21 protein-coding genes are annotated in these 22,355 nt (G+C 42.9%); 13 read left to right on the top strand and 8 right to left on the bottom strand.

What is annotated here, in order from left to right:
* Nucleotides 1–30: 30 nt before the first annotated feature.
* The gene (gene mtnC / locus Q4600_RS15865) at nucleotides 31–714 is read right to left on the bottom strand and encodes an acireductone synthase (protein ID WP_102527565.1); all 684 of its coding nucleotides are present in this window, start codon (nucleotides 712–714) and stop codon (nucleotides 31–33) included.
* A gap of 205 nt (nucleotides 715–919) precedes the next feature.
* On the opposite strand from mtnC, the gene Q4600_RS15870 reads away from it, so the two are divergent.
* Nucleotides 920–1,363, top strand: coding sequence for a dCMP deaminase family protein (locus Q4600_RS15870; RefSeq protein ID WP_102527566.1), 444 nt, complete (start codon nucleotides 920–922; stop codon nucleotides 1,361–1,363).
* A gap of 114 nt (nucleotides 1,364–1,477) precedes the next feature.
* Here Q4600_RS15870 and hutI read toward each other — a convergent pair whose 3' ends face one another.
* Nucleotides 1,478–2,704, bottom strand: coding sequence for an imidazolonepropionase (hutI, locus tag Q4600_RS15875; RefSeq protein ID WP_303517104.1), 1,227 nt, complete (start codon nucleotides 2,702–2,704; stop codon nucleotides 1,478–1,480).
* Between the two features lie 217 nt (nucleotides 2,705–2,921).
* Here hutI and hutC point away from each other — a divergent pair, with 217 nt between their 5' ends.
* The 3 genes from hutC to hutH all read left to right on the top strand — a co-directional run bounded on the left by hutC (nucleotide 2,922) and on the right by hutH (nucleotide 6,915).
* Nucleotides 2,922–3,629 (top strand): histidine utilization repressor, encoded by a 708-nt coding sequence (hutC, locus tag Q4600_RS15880; protein WP_303517105.1) that lies wholly within the window; start codon nucleotides 2,922–2,924, stop codon nucleotides 3,627–3,629.
* 68 nt (nucleotides 3,630–3,697) lie between these two features.
* Nucleotides 3,698–5,371: a urocanate hydratase gene (hutU, locus tag Q4600_RS15885; RefSeq protein WP_303517106.1), complete on the top strand. Its 1,674-nt coding sequence runs from the start codon at nucleotides 3,698–3,700 to the stop codon at nucleotides 5,369–5,371.
* Nucleotides 5,371–6,915 carry a histidine ammonia-lyase gene (hutH, locus tag Q4600_RS15890; protein WP_102527570.1) on the top strand — a complete coding sequence of 515 codons (1,545 nt, stop codon included), beginning with the start codon at nucleotides 5,371–5,373 and terminating at the stop codon, nucleotides 6,913–6,915. The genes hutU and hutH overlap by 1 nt, the downstream gene beginning before the upstream one ends.
* 103 nt (nucleotides 6,916–7,018) lie before the next feature.
* On the opposite strand, the gene Q4600_RS15895 is transcribed toward hutH, so the two are convergent.
* A complete protein-coding gene (locus Q4600_RS15895; protein ID WP_102527571.1) occupies nucleotides 7,019–7,561 on the bottom strand; it encodes a TonB-dependent receptor in 543 nt (180 codons plus the stop codon).
* Nucleotides 7,562–7,792: 231 nt separating this feature from the next.
* On the opposite strand from Q4600_RS15895, the gene Q4600_RS15900 reads away from it, so the two are divergent.
* The gene (locus Q4600_RS15900) at nucleotides 7,793–9,061 is read left to right on the top strand and encodes a mechanosensitive ion channel family protein (protein WP_102527572.1); all 1,269 of its coding nucleotides are present in this window, start codon (nucleotides 7,793–7,795) and stop codon (nucleotides 9,059–9,061) included.
* Between the two features lie 59 nt (nucleotides 9,062–9,120).
* Here the strand turns inward: Q4600_RS15900 and Q4600_RS15905 are convergent, their stop codons facing one another.
* Nucleotides 9,121–9,693: a lysophospholipid acyltransferase family protein gene (locus tag Q4600_RS15905; protein WP_303517107.1), complete on the bottom strand. Its 573-nt coding sequence runs from the start codon at nucleotides 9,691–9,693 to the stop codon at nucleotides 9,121–9,123.
* 662 nt (nucleotides 9,694–10,355) lie between these two features.
* Between Q4600_RS15905 and Q4600_RS15910 the strand changes: the two genes are divergently transcribed.
* On the top strand, nucleotides 10,356–10,778 hold the full coding sequence (locus Q4600_RS15910; RefSeq protein WP_229370270.1) for an SgcJ/EcaC family oxidoreductase: 423 nt from the start codon (nucleotides 10,356–10,358) through the stop codon (nucleotides 10,776–10,778).
* A 25-nt stretch (nucleotides 10,779–10,803) separates the two neighbouring features.
* Here the strand turns inward: Q4600_RS15910 and Q4600_RS15915 are convergent, their stop codons facing one another.
* Together Q4600_RS15915 and Q4600_RS15920 are read right to left on the bottom strand one after the other, a co-directional pair.
* Entirely contained in the window at nucleotides 10,804–11,595 is a 792-nt protein-coding gene (locus Q4600_RS15915) for an NRDE family protein (protein WP_102527574.1), read from the bottom strand.
* A gap of 177 nt (nucleotides 11,596–11,772) precedes the next feature.
* Nucleotides 11,773–13,323, bottom strand: coding sequence for a metal transporter (locus Q4600_RS15920; protein WP_102527575.1), 1,551 nt, complete (start codon nucleotides 13,321–13,323; stop codon nucleotides 11,773–11,775).
* A 225-nt stretch (nucleotides 13,324–13,548) separates the two neighbouring features.
* On the opposite strand from Q4600_RS15920, the gene Q4600_RS15925 reads away from it, so the two are divergent.
* From Q4600_RS15925 to Q4600_RS15935, 3 genes are all read left to right on the top strand, one after another.
* Nucleotides 13,549–14,142, top strand: coding sequence for a YhgN family NAAT transporter (locus Q4600_RS15925; RefSeq protein WP_102527576.1), 594 nt, complete (start codon nucleotides 13,549–13,551; stop codon nucleotides 14,140–14,142).
* A gap of 235 nt (nucleotides 14,143–14,377) precedes the next feature.
* Nucleotides 14,378–14,647: a hypothetical protein gene (locus tag Q4600_RS15930; RefSeq protein WP_229370175.1), complete on the top strand. Its 270-nt coding sequence runs from the start codon at nucleotides 14,378–14,380 to the stop codon at nucleotides 14,645–14,647.
* A gap of 2 nt (nucleotides 14,648–14,649) precedes the next feature.
* A complete protein-coding gene (locus Q4600_RS15935) occupies nucleotides 14,650–17,514 on the top strand; it encodes an immune inhibitor A domain-containing protein (RefSeq protein ID WP_303517108.1) in 2,865 nt (954 codons plus the stop codon).
* An 81-nt stretch (nucleotides 17,515–17,595) separates the two neighbouring features.
* Here the strand turns inward: Q4600_RS15935 and Q4600_RS15940 are convergent, their stop codons facing one another.
* Complete coding sequence (locus Q4600_RS15940; protein ID WP_248956677.1) at nucleotides 17,596–18,162, bottom strand: chorismate lyase; 567 nt, start codon at nucleotides 18,160–18,162, stop codon at nucleotides 17,596–17,598.
* 78 nt (nucleotides 18,163–18,240) lie between these two features.
* On the opposite strand from Q4600_RS15940, the gene Q4600_RS15945 reads away from it, so the two are divergent.
* Both Q4600_RS15945 and rlmF read left to right on the top strand, forming a co-directional pair.
* Nucleotides 18,241–18,642, top strand: a complete 402-nt coding sequence (locus Q4600_RS15945) for a flagellar basal body-associated protein FliL (protein WP_102527578.1) — start codon at nucleotides 18,241–18,243, stop codon at nucleotides 18,640–18,642.
* Entirely contained in the window at nucleotides 18,642–19,781 is a 1,140-nt protein-coding gene (rlmF, locus tag Q4600_RS15950) for a 23S rRNA (adenine(1618)-N(6))-methyltransferase RlmF (RefSeq protein WP_303517109.1), read from the top strand. The genes Q4600_RS15945 and rlmF overlap by 1 nt, the downstream gene beginning before the upstream one ends.
* 80 nt (nucleotides 19,782–19,861) lie before the next feature.
* Here the strand turns inward: rlmF and Q4600_RS15955 are convergent, their stop codons facing one another.
* Nucleotides 19,862–20,710, bottom strand: coding sequence for a formate dehydrogenase accessory sulfurtransferase FdhD (locus tag Q4600_RS15955; RefSeq protein ID WP_229370273.1), 849 nt, complete (start codon nucleotides 20,708–20,710; stop codon nucleotides 19,862–19,864).
* A 414-nt stretch (nucleotides 20,711–21,124) separates the two neighbouring features.
* Between Q4600_RS15955 and Q4600_RS15960 the strand changes: the two genes are divergently transcribed.
* Both Q4600_RS15960 and Q4600_RS15965 read left to right on the top strand, forming a co-directional pair.
* Entirely contained in the window at nucleotides 21,125–21,589 is a 465-nt protein-coding gene (locus Q4600_RS15960; RefSeq protein WP_102527581.1) for a DUF3305 domain-containing protein, read from the top strand.
* Nucleotides 21,589–22,218, top strand: coding sequence for a DUF3306 domain-containing protein (locus tag Q4600_RS15965; protein WP_102527582.1), 630 nt, complete (start codon nucleotides 21,589–21,591; stop codon nucleotides 22,216–22,218). Before Q4600_RS15960 ends, Q4600_RS15965 begins: the two co-directional genes overlap by 1 nt.
* Nucleotides 22,219–22,355 lie beyond the last annotated feature (137 nt).

Raw genomic sequence — 22,355 nt, forward strand, 5'->3', positions numbered from 1 at the left:
AGGCCGTTTTTTATATTAGGACAGACATCTTTATGCGTCGATATCTAATCCTGAGAAGTCACTGATTTGCGCAAATTTAGCGGTTTTTTGATTATCAAAACGTACCATTTGGCGAGTATGTAATCCTGCCGCTTCTGCCGCTTTTAATTCTTCAACAACATCAGAAACGAATAGCACTTGTTTAGGGCTTAAGCTGATGGTGTTTAAGATATTACAGTATGCTTGCTTATCTAATTTGTTACCCGTACGCGTATCGAAATGACCACTAAATTTAGGGGTTAAATCACCCGCATCACTATGGCTGAAAAGCATTTTTTGTGCTTCAGCAGAGCCAGACGAGAAGCTATAGATTCGCATGTTAGCGGCTTCAAATCGTGGGATAGCGTCGATGAAATCTGGGTAGATATGACCGGTGAACTCGCCAGATGCATAACCTTGTTTCCAAATAAGACCTTGAAGGGTTTTAAGTGGTGTTGCTTTGCGGTCTTCATCAATCCATTGCGCGAGGATTTCTGTTACGCGTTCAACAGAGGCGTCTTGTTCTAGTGCAAGGTCGCGTACGTCACTAATACAGTATTCAACCAATGGGTTGTGCTGATTCTTATTCAGAAAGTCGCCCATGGCTTTTTTTGAATAAGGAAATAGTACATCGTGAATAAAATCTAGATCAGTCGTGGTGCCAGCTGTATCTACGATAATCGCTCTAATACCCATAGTGTCTACGTACTCCAATCCTTAAATTTGCTTGTTCAAGATCCTAAGCTTTATTGGGTCTGATGGCTAGTCAAATTGGTGTCTAGAATAGCAGTTATCTTCAAATCAATGATATTCCATGTATTTAGCTGCCAATACGGTGAAGTTTAGGTATTATGAATAGACATATAACAGGTGTTTTATTTCAACTTTTGAGGCTGTCACTATGATTTCAAAATGGGCAAAACGATTTTTTCAGATGGCTGAGCTAGTTGGATCATGGAGTAAAGATCCATCAACGCAAGTTGGCGCGGTGATCACTAAGCATAACCGTATTGTTTCAGTCGGTTTTAACGGTTATCCCCACGGGATTTCTGATAGTGCTGAAACCGATGACCGTGAAATGAAATTACTGAAAACATTGCACGCAGAAGAAAATGCCATTTTGTTCGCCAAGCGTGATTTAGGTGACTGTGATATCTGGGTGACGCATTTTCCTTGTCCTAATTGCGCTGCAAAAATTATTCAAACTGGGATCACTGGTGTTTATTGCCCCGAGCAAAGTGAAGATTTTCTTTCTCGTTGGGGTGACAAAATTAAAGTCAGCCAAGATATGTTCTTGCAAGCGGGTGTGAAGGTGAACTGGCTTCCAGTGAGTGAACTTGAATAAATAGGCTGTTTTTTCAATCGAGAGCTTTAGTCATTAGAATCGCAAATTATGCCGACATAACTAAGTAAAAAAGTTTGTCGGCTTTTTTGTGTTGAAATCAGACTCTGGTCCGCATTATTGGTGAACTAACACGCCATTTTTAACCACATCTTTGCATGGGTTAACGCCGTATGAGTAGGCAAGTTGCGCAGGGGTAGTGATATCCCACAAGCAAAAGTCAGCCTGCATGCCTTGGGCCAAAACACCGACCTTTTCTTCTATTCCCAGCGCTTTTGCTGCGTTGGCGGTAATACCTTTGAGTGCTTCTTCAGGGGTTAACCTAAACAGTGTACAGGCCATATTAAGCATTAATAAGGTTGAGCAAATTGGTGATGAACCTGGGTTAAAGTCACTGGCCACCACAATCGGCACTTGGTGTTTGCGCAGCAACTCTATCGGTGGCATCTGAGTTTCACGTAAGAAGTAATAGGCACCAGGCAGTAATGTGGCACAAGTGCCACTGGCCGCGAGTGCTTTAACTCCGTCTTCATCAAGGTATTCGATGTGATCGACAGATTTAGCGCCAAGCTTAGCGGCTAACGCAGAGCCGCCCATATTGGATAACTGCTCAGCATGGAGTTTGATATCCAGTCCAGCTTGTTGAGCTGCGGTAAGTACTTTTTCTGTTTGGGCTAAATTAAAGGCAATATTCTCACAAAATACGTCTGCAGCATCAGCAAGACCTTGCTCAATAACCGTCGGCAGCATGTCATTGACGACCAAATCCACATAGCCCTCAACATCGTCTTTGTACTCTGGTGGAATTGCATGAGCGCCAAGGAAAGTGGTTTTGACATCTACATGGTGATTACGACCAAGCTCGCGAGCCACTTTTAGCAGTTTGACCTCGGTTTCAGTATCTAGGCCATAACCTGATTTGATTTCAACGGTCGTAACACCTTCTTTGGCTAGGGCATTTAAGCGCTGACGGCCAAGCTCGAATAACTCTGATTCTTCAGCGTTTCGACAAGCGTTAACCGTTGATATGATGCCGCCGCCAGCGCGGGCGATATCTTCATAACTTGCCCCTTCAAGGCGCATTTCAAATTCATTGGCGCGACTACCAGCAAACACTAAGTGGGTGTGAGCATCAATAAGACCAGGGGTTATCCATCCACCTCTGCCGCGGTATACCGGCATCGAAAACACATCGAAATCAGGCAATTCTTTTCGAGGCCCAAGCCATGCAATTTTGCCATCTTTAACTGCAATAGCGGCATCGGTAATGGCACCGTAAGCGGCTGAATTGTTTGGATCCATTGTAGCTAAATTAACGTCTATCCAAACATGATCCCACGACATGGCAACTCCAGCATTAGCAATAAATTGAAAGAATAATAGCAAAACAATACTTGTTTTTACTTGTATATACAAGGTAAGGTTGGTGCTGAGTTTTTAGCCATTAAGTGGCTTTCATCACCCATTATTCCATGATATCGGTGTTGTTTGCAGCAATAAAGCCCTGATGACAATAGACCTAATAACCACGATTGACCTGATAACCAGATTGGATAACACGATGGCATTAGCAAAATTTGAGCAAATCAAGCAGCACATTTTAGCCCGTATTGAGTCGGGCGAATGGAAAGAAAATGATCGAGTGCCATCAGAAAACCAGTTAACTGAATTAATGGACTGTAGCCGTATGACCGCCCGCAGAGCATTAACTGAGTTAGTTGCATCCGGTGTGTTAGAAAGAAGCCAAGGTCTAGGTACCTTTGTCGCTGGGCTGAAGTCTCAATCATCGCTGCTAAATATTCGTAATATTGCCGATGAAATTAAAGAGCGCGGCCATGGCTATAGCGTTAAACAGTTAGCCTTGTCGCAAGTTCGCGCAGAAGGTGCGGTGGCGATCTCGCTGGGCTTAGAAGAAGGTAGCCCTGTGTTTTATTCTGTGTTGGTGCATTGCGAACAAGAGCAACCCCTGCAGGTAGAAGAGCGTTATGTGAACCCACAAATGATCCCTGATTATTTACAGCAAGATTTCAACCAGCTTACTCCCCATGAATATTTATCTAAGGTTGCACCGCTAACTGAGGCTCGTCATACCGTTGAAGCCGTGATTGCCAATGAGCAAACCCAGCAGCTGCTTGCCATTACTGCAGCTGAACCTTGTTTACAAATTATACGTCGCACCTGGTCTCGTAAAGGTGTGGTGAGTTTTGCCCGTTTAACCCATCCAGGTAGCAAATTTAGCCTAGGTGGTCATTTAACTTTTAGTCAGTAAATTAATAATAAAGCCAAATCGTTAGCGCAGTCAGTGCGAAACGATTGAAGATAATTGAAGGAAGTACAATGAATAACAGACACGACCCTAGTCGCAATATTATTGCGCCTCATGGCACTACGCTCGCATGTAAAAGCTGGCTAACAGAAGCTGCCATGCGCATGTTAATGAATAACCTTCATCCTGATGTCGCCGAGCGCCCTGAAGACTTAGTCGTATACGGTGGTATCGGCCGCGCAGCTCGTGATTGGCAGTGTTATGACAAGATCATTGAAGTGCTTCAACGTCTTGAAGACGATGAAACCTTATTAGTGCAGTCAGGTAAACCAGTTGGCGTGTTTAAAACCCATAGCAATGCCCCGCGTGTGATTATCGCAAACTCAAACCTAGTGCCGCATTGGGCTAACTGGGAGCATTTTAATGAGCTCGATAAAAAAGGCCTGGCCATGTATGGCCAAATGACTGCAGGTTCATGGATTTATATTGGTACCCAAGGCATTGTTCAGGGGACTTATGAAACTTTCGTTGCCATGGCAAAACAACATTTTAATGGCAGTGCTGCAGGTAGGTGGATTTTAACAGGCGGCCTTGGTGGTATGGGTGGTGCACAACCTCTTGCTGGCACTATGGCAGGTTACTCAGTACTGGCATGTGAAGTCGACGAAACCCGCATCGATTTTCGCTTACGTACTCGTTATGTCGACAAAAAAGCCACTTCACTGGATGAAGCATTAACCATGATTGAGCAAGCGAATGCATCAGGTACTCCTGTCTCTGTCGGATTACTGGGTAATGCTGCGGATATTTTTGCTGAGTTAGTTGAGCGTGGTGTAACGCCTGATGTAGTAACCGATCAAACTTCGGCACACGATCCGTTAAACGGCTATTTACCTCAAGGTTGGACGTTAGCCCAAGCTGCAGAAATGCGCCTAAAAGATGAAGCTGCAGTGGTTAAAGCGGCGAAACAATCAATGGCGGTACAAGTCAAAGCCATGTTAGCGCTGCAAGCTGCAGGCGCTGCAACGACTGATTACGGCAATAACATTCGTCAAATGGCTCTTGAGGAAGGCGTAGAAAACGCGTTTGATTTCCCTGGCTTTGTTCCTGCTTACGTGCGTCCGTTATTCTGTGAAGGAATTGGCCCTTTCCGCTGGGTAGCATTATCGGGTGATCCAGAAGATATTTATAAAACTGATGCCAAGGTAAAAGAGCTTATTCCTGATAACCCGCATTTACATAATTGGCTTGATATGGCCCGCGAACGTATTGAGTTCCAAGGCTTACCTGCTCGTATTTGTTGGGTCGGACTGAAAGACCGTGCTCGCTTAGCGTTAGCGTTTAACGAAATGGTCAAGAATGGCGAACTGTCGGCGCCGATCGTGATTGGTCGTGACCATTTAGATTCTGGCTCTGTTGCCAGTCCAAACCGTGAAACTGAATCTATGCTTGATGGTTCAGATGCAGTGTCTGATTGGCCATTAATGAACGCGTTATTAAATACGGCAAGTGGCGCCACATGGGTGTCATTACATCATGGTGGTGGTGTTGGTATGGGCTTTAGTCAGCATTCTGGTGTGGTGATTGTGGCTGATGGTAGCGATGATGCAGCTGAGCGTTTAGGTCGAGTTTTATGGAATGATCCTGCCACTGGTGTCATGCGCCATGCTGATGCTGGATACGATATTGCGATTGACTGCGCTGAAGAGCAAGGTCTTGATTTACCGATGCAAGGAGTCAAGTAATGACTGCAACACAACATAGATTATTGCTGAGTCCTGGCACGTTATCATTAGCCCAGCTGCGTAAAATTAGCCGCAGTGCTGTCCATGTAACACTCGCTGAAGAAGCGAAAGCTGATATTAATACGAGTGCAGGTTTAGTGCAGCAAGTACTTGATGAAGGCCGCACAGTGTATGGTATTAATACCGGTTTCGGCTTATTGGCGAACACCAAAATTGCGCCTGAAGATTTACAGCTGCTGCAGCGCTCAATTGTATTGTCCCATGCCGCGGGCATTGGCCAATACATGCAAGATGCAACCGTACGATTAATGATGGTGTTAAAAATTAACTCGTTAAGCCGTGGTTTTTCAGGTATTCGCATAGAGGTGATTAACTTCCTTATTCAATTGGTAAATGCAGGAGTTTATCCGTGTATTCCTGAAAAGGGCTCAGTGGGTGCATCTGGTGATTTAGCGCCCCTGTCACACATGTGTTTGCCGTTATTGGGCGAAGGTGAAATGAGCTATCAAGGGCAAATTATCACTGCAGCAGAAGGACTGGAAATTGCAGGTCTTGAGCCGATTGAATTAGCGGCCAAAGAAGGCTTAGCATTATTGAATGGCACGCAAGCGTCAACAGCTTTAGCCCTTGAAGGTTTATTCCATGCAGAAGACTTATTTGCGGCGAGTTCGGTCATCGGCGCCATGAGCGTTGAAGCGGCAATGGGCAGTCGTAGTCCGTTTGATGCACGTATTCATGCGGCACGCGGCCAAAAAGGTCAGATTGATTCTGCCGCGATTTTCCGTAACTTATTGGGTGATGAATCTGAAATCAGTGCCAGTCACGTGGATTGTGAAAAGGTACAAGACCCTTATTCACTGCGTTGTCAGCCACAGGTATTAGGTGCGTGTTTAACTCAAATTCGCCATGCTGCTGAAGTATTAGGTGTTGAATCAAATGGTGTGACGGATAACCCATTAGTCTTCCAAGACACTGGTGATATTATTTCAGGTGGTAATTTCCATGCTGAGCCAGTGGCAATGGCGGCAGATAATTTAGCCATTGCGATTGCTGAGTTAGGCTCAATTGCTGAGCGCCGCATTGCGCTATTAATCGATTCTAGTTTATCTAAACTGCCACCCTTTTTAGTGGAAAATGGCGGGGTTAACTCAGGGTTTATGATTGCGCAAGTGACAGCGGCTGCATTGGCATCTGAAAACAAAACTTATGCTCACCCAGCTTCAGTAGACAGCTTACCGACTTCAGCAAACCAAGAAGACCATGTTTCGATGGCCACGTTTGCAGCGCGCCGTTTACGCGATATGTCGGAAAATACCCGAGGTGTGTTAGCGGTTGAGCTACTTGCTGCTGCACAGGGGCTGGATTTCCGTAAGCCATTAGCGCCAAGTGATGCGGTTGCTAGTGCTAAAGCTGAGTTACGTGAAGTGGTGGCTTATTATGATAAAGATCGCTTCTTTGCACCTGACATTGAGAACGCGACAGACTTACTTTATACCGCGAGCTTTAATCGCTATTTACCTGCTGGAATGTTAGCGAGCTTTTAATTTTTCGCTTATCGTTCAAAGCGAAGAATCAAGCATTAAAAAAGGACCTTAGGGTCCTTTTTTATGTTTAACATTGCTTGCAGATCATCAAGTCTCAATCTGCTTACATGGTTACACCAATAGAGAAAATGGCAGCATCAGCACTCGTATCGTAACCAGCACCAATAACAAAGCCTTTGGTGACGTTATATCTCACGCCAAACTCAGCTCCCCATTCTTTGTTGCGGCTGCGTTCCCACACAGGCTCACCGCCGACAATGAAAGGCACAATATTATCAGTGGTGTTTTCTTCATAAATGTAGGCTGTTGCGCCACCATAGACACTTAAGTCTTGGGTTAGGCTGTAACTTAGACCAAAGCGCCACATGTATTCTTTAGCATAACCTTCGCCAGGCTCAGGCACATCAAGATCGTATTTATCGCCCCAAGCATAACCAATGTAATAGCCCCAATCGGCGTAATCTGGGTCGAAATGTTTTGCAGCAATCGTGACACCAAACATATCACCACGGCTATCAACATAATCTACCAGCAAGGCTACTGACGGAGTGTATTGTTGACCTTCTTCAGTCGTGTTTGCTTGAGCTTGTTGGCTAAAAGCAACTAAGCTAATAGAGAATGTAATGGCAAGCCAGATTTTTTTCATGAATACCTCTACCTGATTGGATGGCGCTATTGTTAGGGTTTGCCAATCTGAGGTCAATATTTGCCCGTATTTTTGCGGCCGATATCGTTGAATAGGCCATTAGTGTTAACAATTTGTTTTATGTCAGTGGGAAGCTTACTGATGTTTTGTCATATATTTGATTGCCATCGTTTCAAAGCAGAAATATGATATGTTAGCCAATGATTTTTTGGTCATTAAGGAATGAAAGTAGTGGATAACGAGTTACGCGCAGATATTGCCCAGTGGTTACTGGAAGCAGGGGTGAATAGTCAGCCTTCCGATAGCGTGGCGACATCAATTCTATTGTTTGTCAGCTTTTTAGTCGCAACGATTGCTTACTACATTACTAAAAAAGTCTTTGTTAAGGCGGTTAATGCTGTTATTCGCAAATCTGCAGTGACCTGGGATGACATCTTCATGCGCTATGGCGTGCTTGAAAAGTTAGCCTTGTTAGTACCTGCATTTATCCTCGACCTATTCGTACCTATCGTGTTGACCCATCAGGATTTATTAGGTGTCATACTTGATCGCGGTTTAAGCGTACTGGTGGTAATTTTTATTATTCGTGCGATTTATGCAGGTCTTGATGCCTTAAATGAAATTGCCGATGTAAAGCTTATTAGCCGTCGCTTGCCTGTAAAAAGTTTTGTGCAGCTGTTTAAACTGTTCTTATTTTTCATTGGCGTCATTATTTCGGTTTCAGTGCTTGCTGATCAGTCACCCGTCTATTTCTTAAGTGGTTTAGGTGTGGCGACGGGTTTAGTCATGTTGGTGTTTAGAGATACGATTCTAGGCTTTGTTGCGGGTATTCAGCTTGCGGCCAACCGCATGGTGAGTAAAGGCGATTGGATCCAAATGGATAAATACGGCGCAGATGGCGCAGTAGATGAGGTGTCGCTGAATACCGTAAAAGTACGTAATTGGGATAATACCATTACGATGATCCCAGCTTATGCGTTGGTATCAGATGCATTTAAAAACTGGCGTGGCATGTCTGAAAAAGGTGGTCGTCGTATCAAGCGCGCAATTAATCTTGATGTGAATAGTATTCATTTTTTATCTGAACAAGAAATAGAACGATTATCAAAAGTGAATTACCTCAAAGATTACTTTCCTAAAGTCGTATCAGAAATCAATCACTCAAATGAGCAGGTTAATGATTTTGATATGCCAGTGAATGGTCGTCGCTTAACGAATGTAGGCACCTTTAGAGCTTACTTAGATGCGTATCTTCGCCATAATAATAAGCTTCATAAAGACATGACTTTAATGGTGCGCCAACTTGCGCCAACCACTGAAGGTTTACCTATTGAATTGTATGTCTTCACTAACGATACGCGTTGGGCATTTTATGAAGGGATCCAAGCTGATATCTTTGACCATATCTTTGCCATCCTGCCTGAGTTTGGTTTAAAAGCATTCCAAAACCCAACGGGTAACGATATTCGCAGTATTAAACCTGACACTAAAGTGCATTAGCACTTTAGTTATTAGCTTTTTGATTAAAGTGACAGAAACAAAAGCCGAACTAACCTTGTCTAGTTTGGCTTTTGTGTTTTTGAAGGCTGATAATCAGGGATCACCTTAGGGTGATGTCCCGTTATACCGCGAAAAAAATCCAGTATCTGATTCATGTCCGCTGACATATCATCACTGGTATCTATCGGCTTATTGAGCACTATCGATTTACGTGAAAAGTCCAGTCCCACAGTAATAATGGGCACCTTCGCTTTTACCGCAATATGGTAAAATCCTGTTTTCCAACGGGTAACCGCACTGCGTGTTCCTTCAGGGGCTAATGCTAGTTTGTATTGATTATCGGCTTCAAAATGCTGCACTGCTGCATCGACCATGTTGTTATTCTTACGGCGATCAACAGGGCTGCCACCGAGCCATTTGAAGAACCAGCCCCAAGGTGGAATAAACAATTGGTGTTTACCTAAGAAGTGGATGTTTATCCCCAGCGCAGATCGCGCAATGATTCCGATAATAAAATCCCAATTACTGGTATGCGGGCCAACGACCATAATGAACTGGCCATCATGAGGCGCGCTCCCCTCAAACTGCCAACCACATATTGTGAGTAGCGATAAACTAATTTTGCGAAACATGGACTATTTTCCAGTTTATTTGTATCTGATACGCTAGAATCTAACGATAAGATAATGAAATATTTTACGAATATTATTTGGGTTATGATTTGTTTACCAAACAATACCGGCCTGATTACAGTGTCGATTGAGTCGGTAAAATGCCAGATTACAAACCCATTTTAAGCGTCAATGCTGTGATAGTTAACCTATCGTATTCATTGTCGTAATACAAAAGGACTAATTCTTTTTTTCTTCTGGAGAAATCAAGCATATCCAATCAGCGAGGAGAGTGTGTGAAGCACCTTACAATAATCAGTAGCAGCGTTTTTTGTGTGCTGTTTTCAATGGTGAGTATCGCGACTGAAAAAGTCTCGATGGACACCTTACCGGCTGCAGAAAATAACACGGCAGTTCAAACAGTAGCAGAAGCTGACACGGTTACTGAAACACCGACTGAGCAAGCTCTCAAATCAGTACCATTAAAGCCAACAACCACTGAAAAAGTGCAAGTGGGCTCAATTAAAGCTGTAGATATTGCTGAAACAAAAACTGCTGTAGAAGACGTTGTTACAGACATCAGTGAAGTGATACCTGATGAACCGGCTAATGTGGCTGATAATGATGACAAGCCAAAGCAGCCTGAAGCTTTTACACCAGTAACCCCCGTTGCTGCTGTTGATATAAACCCAGAAGATGCTGCACCTATTTCTTTAGATGAAGTGAATTCAGACAGTGCAATTCCAACGGATCGCATTCGCTCTGTTATTTCTAACCAAGAAAAAGCCTGGAATAGCGGTGATATTGACGCTTACATGCAAGGTTACTGGAAAAGCGACAAGCTGCGTTTTGTGTCTAATGGTAAGTACAACTATGGCTGGGATTCAATATTAGCCAGTTACAAGCGTAGCTATCCAACCTCTGCCAGAATGGGCAAGCTCAACTTTAAAGTGCGAGAAATTAAAATGCTCAGTAACTATGCGGCACTCGTCGTTGGGCGCTGGACATTAGAACGGGCTAAGGACAAACCAAGTGGTGTGTTTACCTTATTGATTGAACGTATTGATGATAAGTGGGTTATTACCCATGATCATTCATCAGACTAGCGGCTTATTTTATAAAATGGGCAAGCTATTCAGTGCTTATACTGAATCGTTGTTGCCCTAGATTTCTGGATTTACCGTCGTAACGTACTTCGGTAAATTCAATATTACCTTTACTGTCCTGCATCACCACGCTGGTGGAACGAGTGCCATATTCTGGGTGCTTAATAAATATCGCTGAAAGTAATCTTTCCCACTCAAGATCAATACCAGTGTTTGGCAAACCGGTGTCATCTGCCTCAGATTCATCGCGCATAAATGATAGCATTTGTGCTATATCTGGCTCGTCATGGCTCAATACATGTTGCTCTAACGCCTGTTGCCCTTTAGCCATTTTCGGCCAAACATCGTCTAACGCGCCATTACTGACCGCATGAAATCCTTTGCTCAATGGTAAATTTTCCGCTGTAGCGCTATTAAAACACCATAGCTGGTTATCTTGCTGATAAACCAGATTAAATGGGCTGTAGTTGTCACTATGCTGATGTAACCATTGTTGATTCAATAAGCCGTCACCCGATAGGGCTTTAAGCACTAACTCGCCACGACTACGCATGCCTTCATGTTCAGATTGGAGGCGTATATTGGTTAAGGCTGAAAATTGCCCGAGTTTATTGACGCCTAGCCAAGTGCCACCTGCTTGTAAGTCTTTACCTGCTAGGATTTGAGCTGCTGAGGATGTGGCTTGGTTAGTTGAACTGGCTGCGATTGGCCAAAAGTGCGCAGGTTCAGTAGGGCGGTGATGAAACTCATCGCGATTAGCACAAACAATCAAAGGCCATTTGGGATGCATGTCGACAGCGATAAATAAAATGCACATAAGCTCTACCTAAAGAAGATGATAAAACATCATAACCTAAAATTTACAGGTGAAGCATTAGTAAAGCAGTATGGGTGAAATAAACGGATTAAATTAAGACGTTACCGTTATATCCTGCTGCGCGATTGTCGCAGCAAGCGCTACGACAATGCTTGGCTAGAATAAGCTGGCATAAGTTTAGTGATGATGACCGTGATTGTGCTCATGGCCGTCTTTATGACTGTGATCATGACTGTGGCTGTTAAACTTAATCAGCAAACGACTGAGGAATTTTCTTGGGCCTAAACGCAATAAGCTGGCGCTAAAGATTAACCCTACTACCACAGCAGCAGTAATGTTGATGCTATCTGGCAAGGTTAATAATTGGTGCCAATCGACAAGATAGTGATGTGCAAATAACAAAGCTACAACTAACACTGTCGATAAAGCGGCGCGCATTCCCCAACTCATCAGTTTAAGCTGACTAATACTGAGTACGGGCGCAGCGATTAAGGCAAACGCAACAGCCACATTACTCCAGCCGCTATAGGCTAGTGAAAGGGCTAATACCGCAGCACCTAGATTACAGAAACGCATTGGTAAAAATACCGCTAACAGAATCAATACTTGCAGCGCTGGGTGCTCAAGGTGTATCGATGGGTGACCAATTAAGTTCGCCAAAATAAGGCTTAAAGCAATCCAAGGGGCGCTTCTATCTACCAAGTGTGCAAAACCAAAACGCCATGCTGATTGCGGTAGGTTTTCATGGGGATCAGTAAGCTCAACGTTACCTAAACTCAATAATGTACCAATAACCAATAAACCAATGGCTTGATATATTGCAAACCATGGACCGAGTAATAATAGGGTAATTATCAATGCTTCAGGGCCCGCTAAACGTTGTAGCCAGCGACTAGCTAACCCTTCGTTTAAAGGCGATAAACCCGCTTTAAATCGTGCCGTCGCGATCAAATAGCTTAGAATCAGAATTGGTGAGATTGTGAGTAACCAAGTCATAAATTGATCTGAGCCGTGGCTATGGTGATTATGACCACCTGTATCAACAAGTAATAACAATGCTAGTAATCCAACACCCAGTAAGCTGCCAATACCCGCTTGATATTGGTAACGACCTTGGACATCATCATTTTGATTGCCATGGGGTTGATGTAGCACCACATGCAAAATAGAACCAGTAACAAATGCTTGGAGGTAAACAGTATTGTCGATGCTTAAATGCTGTAGTAGTTGCTCACCGGCAAAATAACCCACAGAGGTTAATGCCATCATTGCCACAAGCACTGCACTCGCCCACTTTGTGCCTACTTGCGGCTTTAATAACCACCAAATAGCCACACCAACAGGCAGTCGATGCATGATGACTCCAAGAGCAAGTAAAGTTGAATTACCTTCTTGCTGAGCCAATACCATTGCACCGCCATCAGTAATGGTGTGCAGCAATAAACCACCAATCCCTAGGGTTAAGGTGACGTTATGAGTGATTTCAGAATATCGATGAAATAGTCGTTCGCTTGCTGTAGGCCCCCAAAGGCCAAGCACGACAAATAATAATGTGAGAATCCCGCCGTGTTCGAGTAGTTCAGGCAAAATATGAATAAGCACTAGCCCGCCTAAAGAGACGAAGATAAATCCGTCCAAGCCTTTTTGTAGCCCACTTCCCGATGAGAAGTAGCGATAAAAAAGTGGTCCGAATAAAAGTGCAATACAACTAGCGACAAGATAGAGCATGGAATCCAAAAGAATCAAAGAAACGAAAAAAACAATCAAGTATATCCTAGTATTTCATTTAACTTAATACTTGCTTAGCTTGATTATTCATCATCTTTAGAATTTACACGGTAAACATCCACGAAAACCGACAAATATAAACAAATCTTACTGTTCATACCTCCAAAACAGCCTCATTAAGTATACAATGGCGCTTCTTTGTTAATTAATAATAGAATATTTGTAATGGACATATTTTCAGCTGCTGTGATGCTATTTTTGATCATGGATCCTTTAGGGAATTTACCGATTTTCGCCTCAATTTTGCGACATATCGAACCTAAAAAACGTCGTCGCGTGCTTATTCGTGAGTTGTTGATTGCGTTAGCCATCATGCTGCTGTTTTTATTTGCTGGCGAAGCGATACTTAATTTCCTCAATTTACGCCAAGAGTCGGTGAGTATTGCTGGCGGTATTATTTTATTTTTAATTGCGATTAAAATGATATTTCCGCAGCCGGGCGGAGTCGTCGGACTTGCTGCAGGCGAAGAGCCTTTTATTGTACCAATGGCAATCCCACTAATGGCTGGCCCTTCTGTATTGGCGGCATTAATTCTACTTGCCCATAGTGATAGCTCCCGAATGACTGACTGGACTATTGCGTTGCTTGCCGCGTGGGGCGTGAGTGCGGTGATTTTACTATTTTATAAAGTATTCACCCGACTACTGGGCGAAAAAGGACTCACTGCGGTTGAGCGACTGATGGGAATGGTATTGGTGATGATTTCAGTACAAATGTTCTTAGATGGTGTTTCGAGTTATTTGAAAAGCACTGCATAAGCGCTCAACCTTTTAAATAAAGTATGTATACCTAGGCCGCAATTGCGGCCTTTTTTGTTGTCATTGTTCAAGGCTAACAAGCTGAAAAAATTCAGTTTATTTATCTTGCTTAACCACTGTCTATTTATGTAAACACTGGCTATGTAAATGGGGTTAAAATTCTGTGGATTTAATTTGTGATCACGCGGTAACAACTGTTAATGTTTGGTTAATCTACAATGTTGTAAGTTGACTTATGAAACGGATTTTAGCAGTACTTTTAAGCGGTTCTTTACTGGCATGCAGCCACCAAACTGCAGTTCAAAATACCCATGCAGAAATTAAGCCTCCTAAAGTTCAATGCGGTGCGACGCCGCCTCCGCTGGACACTCAAGGAATTAGAAACAATTTACTAAAGCGAGGAGATATTACTTCTGAGATGACTGCTGCTGAGCAGCAAGCTGTTGTTAATGAATATATCGCTAAGCGCAATAATGCTTACAAGAAATGTAATCAAGGGAAGTAGTTATGGTTAATATATTAAAGCACCGCAAGTCATCTTTTATCACTCCTTTAGCATTAACCTTGGCGGCAATTTTGAGTGCTCCTTCCTTGGCGGCTCCAGTAAAGCACACATCACCTGCCGATGCAGGGGTGATAAACCCGCAACAAATTGTTTATTGGTTAACGAAACGGGGTGAGCTGAGTGTTGATGCTTCAGATGCTGAAAAGCAAATTGCAGTTGCTAATTTTACGCGTAAAACTCGCGCAAACAATCATGCGGTACCATTAGCGCAAACTAAACGTGTGAATCAAATCGCACGAACTAAGCTGCAAAATGCGGCCTCTGTTGTTGCCTTTGCTGATAGTGACATAAAGAAAAGCGTAAATGTGCTTGCTGTTCTAGTCGATTTTCCTGATTTGCCATACAACGACAATCGGCTGACAGCGGCCGATACAGGTATGTATTACAATGATTATTCAGTGGCACATTATGAAGACATTTTGTTTTCTACCACTGGCTTTACTGGTCCTAATGGTGAAAACCTAGAAACTGCATATCAGTATTTTGAACAAGCATCCGGTGATACTTTTACCTTTAACGGTGAAGTTAAAGGCTGGGTTACTGCAGATAATAATGCCGCGCATTATGGTGGCAATGACACAGATAATGATGACAATGATATGGCGGCTCCGGATTTAGTCATGGAAGCGGTGACCAAAGCTGTTGCTGGCATGACGAGTGCTGAGCTAGCCCAGTTTGATATTGAAGATCCTTATGATGTGAACAACAACGGTAATTTGGATGAAGCTGATGGCATTATTGATCATATTGTTATTTTTCACTCTAGTGTCGGTGAAGAGGCGGGAGGCGGCGCCTTAGGTACTGATGCTATTTGGTCGCATCGATTCTTTGTCGGTGCCAGCTCTTTTGGGAGCACCATTCCTGGCACATCAATGAAGGTTTATGGTTACACAGTGCAGCCTATTGATTCGGCAACGGGAGTTATCACCCATGAATTTGGTCATGACTTAGGTTTACCAGATGAGTATGACACTGCTTATAGTGGTGATGGTTCGCCTGTCGGGAGTTGGTCATTAATGTCTGGTGGTTCTTGGGTCGGGCAATCGACTGGTGGAACTTATATTGCAGGGACCAGGCCTTCAGGTTTTAGTCCGTATGCCCGTTCATATTTACAAGAGCGTTATAAAGGCAAGTGGGTTAACGAACAATCAATTAGTTGGGACGATATTGACCAGTCAGGACTTAGCGCTGATTTAGTGTCAGCAGTGAACGCTGATGATATTAACCAACTCTCCATTGCTATTCCATCCTCAGGAGTCGACTTTAAACAGCCATTGACAGGTGAGTATCAGTATCACTCAGGCAAAGGTCATTTAATGTCTAATAGCATGAGCTTTGATGCTGATTTACCTGCTGGCACGCCGTTATCTCTGTCTTTTCAAGCGCATTGGGATATCGAGGTAGACTACGATTACACACAAGTATTGGTTGATGGGGTTGCCATTGAAGGTAATCATACCGTGGCTAATAATCCACTTTATGGTGGTGTTAATCACTATATTTCCGGCTTATCGAGTGATAATAGCAGTGCTATTGGTTCTGATTCCTGGGTTGAACTCACCTATGATTTAACCAGTTTTGCAGGGCAGAATGTACAAATTCAAATCAATTATATTACCGACGAGGCTGTAGGTGGTTATGGTATTGCTATTGATGATATTGAAATAAATCATCAAGGAAGTGTGATACTTCAAGATGGTGCTGAAGTTGCTGGGGCTGTCACTCTCAATGGTTTTGACCGAATTGAAGATACCTTACCCGGTTTGCCTCAGCGTTATATTGTCCAGCTGCGTAACTATCAAGGCATTGACCAAGGTCTTGAAAATATCGGTTACGAGGCCGGTGTGCTGCTTTGGCTTGAAAACAGTAATTATGAAGATAATAACGTTGGTGAGCATGCAGGTTACGGCTTAATTGGTGTTGTTGATGCGGATCAAAACCTTATTGGCAATAACAGCACGGATGTACAGATCCGTGACGCGAGTTTCAGTTTATATCCACAATCAGCTTATGCATCGGATACTCATTTGAGTAACAGCAGTTTGTTTGATGACAGTCGAGATTATAGTGCGCCATTAAAACCTCAATCAGGCTTGGTATTGCAAGAGCTAGGTTTAACCATGAGTGTGATAGCTCAGTCATCAAATAGTGACACCGCGACAGTAGAGTTTAAGCGAAATGCGGTGGTTACAAATCCGGACGAGTCGACTCTTGAAGCCAGTTTTGAGGTTGTCGTTACTGATTATACCGCTGACTTTAGTGCTGTAATCCAAGGTGGTAGTGCTGATTACACATACTTATGGAACTTTGGTGAGTCTAATGCAACCAGTACTTTGGCTAGCCCAACGCACACCTATAGTTCATCAGATGCCTTTGTGGTCTCACTGACGGTGACTGACTCAGAAGGGGCAACTGTGACTCACAATCAGATTGTTGAAGTGATCATTGAGTTGAACGCCAATTTTGAGATTGCAGTTGTTGGCGATGACAGTATGACGGTTAAGTTAACTAATACCACGACGGGTGGCTTTGGTGAGTTGAATTATTCATGGGATATGGGTGATGGCAATACGATAGTGGGTATGAGCCCTGAGAATTATACCTATGCCTTAGCTGGGTCTTATACTATCGTGCTGAGCGTCACTGATGAAAAGGGCACTGAAAAGCGGCATGCATGGAGTTTAACTTTGCCAGCTGAGATAGCAGAAGAAAAAGTGGAGCCATCAAGCAGCAGTGGCGGTAGCCTTGGTTGGTTATCGATTGTTTTATTGGGTCTGTTTGCCTCTGGAAGACAAAAGCGCTGTTAACGCTGTTTTAGCGAAGACACAAGATATGTTAAAAGGCAGGGCGAAATCCCTGCCTTTTTATTGTTAGGCGTTGTTCTAGAATTAAATAGATTGATTAATCTTAGCGACAGCAGCTGGTAAGAATATTTCGCTGACGATAATGTCTTGGTTAGCTAAATTGAAATAACGGCGACGCCCCCATAAAGGCGCGTTCACCTCTTGAGATAAGCTGGTGGCCAGTTGGGCTAGCTTACTGCAACTTTCAAACTCAGCAACTTCAATTTTTCCTGGGACAATATCATTACTTGAAAATAGCAATTCACCTAAGGGTCTAGTGCCGAGTGCTTTGAAGTTATGTTGGTGAAAAGTGGTTAATACTTCGGGGATTAATGTCCGTGCAAAAACCCAAGGTTCGCCATCGAGGCATAATAAAACTTCTCGAACCCAAACGCGGTGTTGATGAGGACATTCGCCAGCTAACGGGGTCGTTAGATGCTCCCCAAGTACTTTGACTTCAAAATGTTGGCAACAGCTTCTTAATTTTTGAGTTAAACTGCCTGTGGCAAGTAACCATTCTTTTAGCGCTGTTTTTGGCATAGAATTGAAATTCTCAGGTGAAAACCATTGGATTGATTCACCATAAGGGAAGCTAAGGCTGGTCACTTTCATTCATTACTCGTTACAATGTACACAACGAGTGCAGTTTATCACGACAGAGCTTATATAAATAATGGAGTTTGTTTAACTATGGCAAAGTATGTATACGCAATTTTACTTTCAATGATGTTATCGATGAATGTATATAGTGCCGATGAAAAAACGGTAGAAAACTTTGCTTATTATGGGTTTGAACCTGACATAGTGACGAATTACATTTCAAACCGTAAGAAGTTAGGCTTTGTTAAAATCAGTGTAGAATTGATGGTAAAAGATCCTGATCACCTTTTGCTTATTGAGCATCATGATCCATTGTTACGCTCAGCAATTGTTGAGGTATTAGGTAACCAAGCGGAAGACAAAGTGAAATCATTAACGGGCCGTGAAGACATTCGACGTGAGTGCTACGAAACCGTTAATAGGCTTCTAGAAGAAGAAACTGGGCAACAAATAGTCGTTAATTTATTGTTTACTAAGTACTTATACGATTAATGAAACATAAAAATCAATCGACATCAGCAGACAAAGCATCAAGCAAAGGCACTGCACGTAAATCTAATCTCGATACGAAAAGTGCCAAGCAAACTCAAAAGGTGAATAAACCTTCTCAATCGTCGAAGGTTAAAGTCGCTAAACCGATATCAAAGACCTTACACCCTCGTAATAAGCATAACCAAGGTTATGATTTTGAAGAGCTTATTTCAAAGTGCCCCAAATTGTCCCACTTTGTTAAGCCTAATCCTTATGGCAACTTATCAATCGATTTTTCTGATCCTCAAGCAGTTAAAACATTAAATGCGGCAATCCTAAAAACTGATTATCAGATTGAGCATTGGGATATTCCCCAAGGCTTTTTATGCCCACCTGTTCCAGGTAGAGTTGATTACTTACACTACATTGCGGACTTATTAAGTGACAAAGGCAAAGTGCCGAAAGGTCAGAAAGTCATTGCGTTAGATATTGGTACTGGCGCGAACGGTATTTACCCATTACTTGGGATTCAGTCATACGGTTGGCAATTTGTTGCCAGTGATATTGATCCTATATCGATTGCCAATGTTGCTAGTATTGCTGATAAAAATCAGGCGATTAAAAGAAAGATTTCTTTACGTCAGCAACATAACCCCAATCACATCTTTAGCGGCATCATTGCTGAGAATGAACGCTTTGATATCACATTGTGTAATCCGCCTTTTCATCGCTCTCTCGAAGAGGCAAGCCAAGGTAGTGCAAAGAAAAACGCCAATTTAGCTGCTAACAGAGCAAAGAAGGGGACAGCTAAAGGTGCTGCATCTGGAACTTTAACCACTAAAAAACCAGATAATGCAGTAAGTGGTTTGAACTTCGGTGGCCAAAAAGCCGAGTTATGGTGTGAAGGTGGTGAGCAGCAGTTTTTAGCTAATATGATTACTGAAAGTCAGCAGTTTGCTTCACAGTGCTTGTGGTTTAGTTCGTTAGTGTCTAAATCAGAAAACCTTAAGCCGTGTTATGCCTTGTTAGAGAAACTATCAGCAGATAGTGTCAAAACCATTGAAATGCAACAGGGAAATAAGATTACTCGAGTATTGGCATGGAGCTTTTTAACCAAAGCGCAGCGGTTTCAATGGGCAAAATTTAGAAATATGCAATAAAAATGGCTCCTTGTTTGGAGCCATTTTTTAGTAGACTTTTTTGCTAAAACACACTTTTGACTCAGCGTGAATAAATGATGTTATTTCTCTTTATTAGCATCAAATTCAATGTTTTCAGCGCCATGGTAAACCAAGAAGTGGCGCCCTTTAGCTCGCGCAATAATGGTAATGCCCATCTTTTGTGCTAATTCAAGTCCCATTTGGGTTACACCACTACGAGAAAGCAATACTGGAATCCCCATCTTGGCAACCTTAATCACCATCTCACTGGTTAAACGACCGGTGGTATAAAAGATCTTATCATTGCCGTTCTCACCTTCAAGCCACATATCACCCGCTAGAGTATCAACAGCATTGTGACGCCCGACATCTTCAATAAAGGCCTGAATGGTATCGTCTTTACAAATACCGCAACCATGTACCGCGCCAGCATTCTTATAGGTCTCGTTATAAGCGTTGATATTTTTTAGCAAGCTATACAAGGTAGATTGCTTGAGTTCTGGTGTCGGTAAGTTGATATCATCCAACCCTTGCATGAAACCGCCATACACCGTGCCTTGTCCACAACCTGAGGTCACTGTTTTTTCAGAGAGCTTTGCATCTAAATCGGCGGTTTGTTCTTGCGTCAGAATAGCTGCCGAATTGACATCCCAATCGACAATAATTGATTCGAGTAAATTCGCATCATTCACAAACCCTTGGTTTTTCAAATAGCCAAGGGCAAGAGACTCAGGCTTAGCGCCCAAAGTCATTAAGGTCACAATGGGTTGCCAATTCAAGTAAACCGTCAGTGGTCGCTCGCAGGCGACAAATTTATCAATGCTCTCGCCTAATTCATTTATGGCTTTAACTGGCAAGGTTAAAGGCACTTCTGCTTGAGTTTTGACGAGTTTCAGTGGGGCTTTAGCACGTGTATTGGATTGCGTCATTGATATTGAGGCCTCTGACTGTGTCATCCATTGCCGTCATCGGCTTTAAGATGAGTATCGTGATTAAAGTAACTGCGTATCAGCATAGCAACTTTTGTTCCCGTAACAGCAAGTAGATTGTAAATGCGTGATCTAACACAAAAGTTAATCAGGAACAGCTAATTAACGTAGCCTTATGTCCTAGTAAAATTAGCAATATGGACAAATTGTCCTACTCTTAATGTTGAATAAGAGATCTAGGTCAAATTTTTGGTTTGATTTTATTTGGCACTATTATTGCAGATTAATGACTATATAGAGGAATAAGGCCATATTTCGTATTTGAAAAGGTCACGCAATTGTTAATTAAGTTTATGTATTTATTATTCTTTTGTTTATTCCTCGTTGATTCATGTTTTTAAGGGCACAGCTTTTATGCAACACACTGAAAATGTTTGGCCTATGTACGTATCACTCAAGAAAGTTGAGAAAATGATAGGTCGGTGGCCATCGGTGACGTGGGAAGTCGATCAAATGCTTCCTGCGACTCACGAAGCTCCCGAGGGCGCGAAGTTAGTGTTATTTGAATTACATAAAGATGAGCGCGGAAGTTACCGTATCAATTTAGATATGGACAACACCATGCTTTATATCGTGTGTGATGAGCTAGCGGATGGAACCTATGTTCCTGCCGTTATTTCATGTGACCAAAATGTCGCTGCCGGTTGCTTAGAGTCAGAAACTCCGGTGTTAAATATGCCGATGCCAGAAGCATTAGCATGTTGGGTTGAAGCATTTATCACGCGTCATGGAGAAGTTGAAATTTCAGCTAAACGACGTAAACACGTTAATCGCCGCAAGGATCAAGGCCCAAGTACAGATCACCTTCGGAGTCATTAATGAGCGATAAACCTAGAGGATTTTTCTCTCGCTGGACAGAGCGTCGCGAACAAGTTGAAGCAGAAGCTGCTGAGTTAGCTCAACAAGAGCAACAAGCACAAGCTTTACAGGCGCAAGCTGATAACGAAGAAATCCCAAGTAATGATGCTCAAGCTGAGTCGGCAGAAGCAGACCAACCTGAGAAGATACTTGAAGCTGAAGATTTACCTGATCCAGAAAAAATCGAAGTTGGCGGTAGTTTTGCTTCGTTTATGGGAGCTAATGTCTCTCCTGAGGCAAAATCGGCAGCGTTAAAAGCGTTATGGAAACAACCACAGTATAACGAAATTGATGGCTTACTTGAGTATGCCTTAGATTACAGCAACCAACCCAAACTGAGCCCAGAAGTCTCTGCTGAGTTGGCCAAAAAAGTTTTCCGAAACGTCATGAAAGACGAGAAAGAAACAGCTGAAGATGAAGAGTTATTAGCCAGTGAGGGAGATGACACAGTTGGTGATGCAGCTGATGCCCCACAAGGTATAAATGAGAAGAGTGAATTAGTCGCAGAGACTGACTTAATTAATCAGAATGATGATCTGATTCTGGCGCAGGAAGTGGAACAACCGCTTCAAAGCCAAGTAAAAGTCTAGTTCGACGCAATAATTTTATGTCCACTATTTTGGCGTGTTAGGTGTTTTACTTATTGTTTTAGCTGATGTAATTAACGCGAGTAGATGACGCATTGATTATGAATGGATTGAACAGCGTAATAAGTATTCCCCGCAGC

The organism is Shewanella sp. 2_MG-2023, assembly GCF_030548905.1.
GTDB classification, from domain to species: Bacteria; Pseudomonadota; Gammaproteobacteria; order Enterobacterales; family Shewanellaceae; genus Shewanella; species Shewanella electrodiphila.

Coding starts and splice junctions, on each gene's coding strand:
- Q4600_RS15905 (WP_303517107.1), bottom strand. CDS start 9,693: ATGTTTCGCAAAATTAGTTTATCGCTACTCACAATATGTGGTTGGCAG.
- hutU (WP_303517106.1), top strand. CDS start 3,698: ATGAATAACAGACACGACCCTAGTCGCAATATTATTGCGCCTCATGGC.
- Q4600_RS15940 (WP_248956677.1), bottom strand. CDS start 18,162: ATGAAAGTGACCAGCCTTAGCTTCCCTTATGGTGAATCAATCCAATGG.
- Q4600_RS15960 (WP_102527581.1), top strand. CDS start 21,125: ATGCAACACACTGAAAATGTTTGGCCTATGTACGTATCACTCAAGAAA.
- hutH (WP_102527570.1), top strand. CDS start 5,371: ATGACTGCAACACAACATAGATTATTGCTGAGTCCTGGCACGTTATCA.
- Q4600_RS15965 (WP_102527582.1), top strand. CDS start 21,589: ATGAGCGATAAACCTAGAGGATTTTTCTCTCGCTGGACAGAGCGTCGC.
- Q4600_RS15870 (WP_102527566.1), top strand. CDS start 920: ATGATTTCAAAATGGGCAAAACGATTTTTTCAGATGGCTGAGCTAGTT.
- Q4600_RS15925 (WP_102527576.1), top strand. CDS start 13,549: ATGGACATATTTTCAGCTGCTGTGATGCTATTTTTGATCATGGATCCT.
- mtnC (WP_102527565.1), bottom strand. CDS start 714: ATGGGTATTAGAGCGATTATCGTAGATACAGCTGGCACCACGACTGAT.
- hutI (WP_303517104.1), bottom strand. CDS start 2,704: ATGTCGTGGGATCATGTTTGGATAGACGTTAATTTAGCTACAATGGAT.
- rlmF (WP_303517109.1), top strand. CDS start 18,642: ATGAAACATAAAAATCAATCGACATCAGCAGACAAAGCATCAAGCAAA.
- Q4600_RS15930 (WP_229370175.1), top strand. CDS start 14,378: ATGAAACGGATTTTAGCAGTACTTTTAAGCGGTTCTTTACTGGCATGC.
- Q4600_RS15945 (WP_102527578.1), top strand. CDS start 18,241: ATGGCAAAGTATGTATACGCAATTTTACTTTCAATGATGTTATCGATG.
- Q4600_RS15915 (WP_102527574.1), bottom strand. CDS start 11,595: ATGTGCATTTTATTTATCGCTGTCGACATGCATCCCAAATGGCCTTTG.
- Q4600_RS15935 (WP_303517108.1), top strand. CDS start 14,650: ATGGTTAATATATTAAAGCACCGCAAGTCATCTTTTATCACTCCTTTA.
- hutC (WP_303517105.1), top strand. CDS start 2,922: ATGGCATTAGCAAAATTTGAGCAAATCAAGCAGCACATTTTAGCCCGT.
- Q4600_RS15895 (WP_102527571.1), bottom strand. CDS start 7,561: ATGAAAAAAATCTGGCTTGCCATTACATTCTCTATTAGCTTAGTTGCT.
- Q4600_RS15920 (WP_102527575.1), bottom strand. CDS start 13,323: ATGCTCTATCTTGTCGCTAGTTGTATTGCACTTTTATTCGGACCACTT.
- Q4600_RS15955 (WP_229370273.1), bottom strand. CDS start 20,710: ATGACGCAATCCAATACACGTGCTAAAGCCCCACTGAAACTCGTCAAA.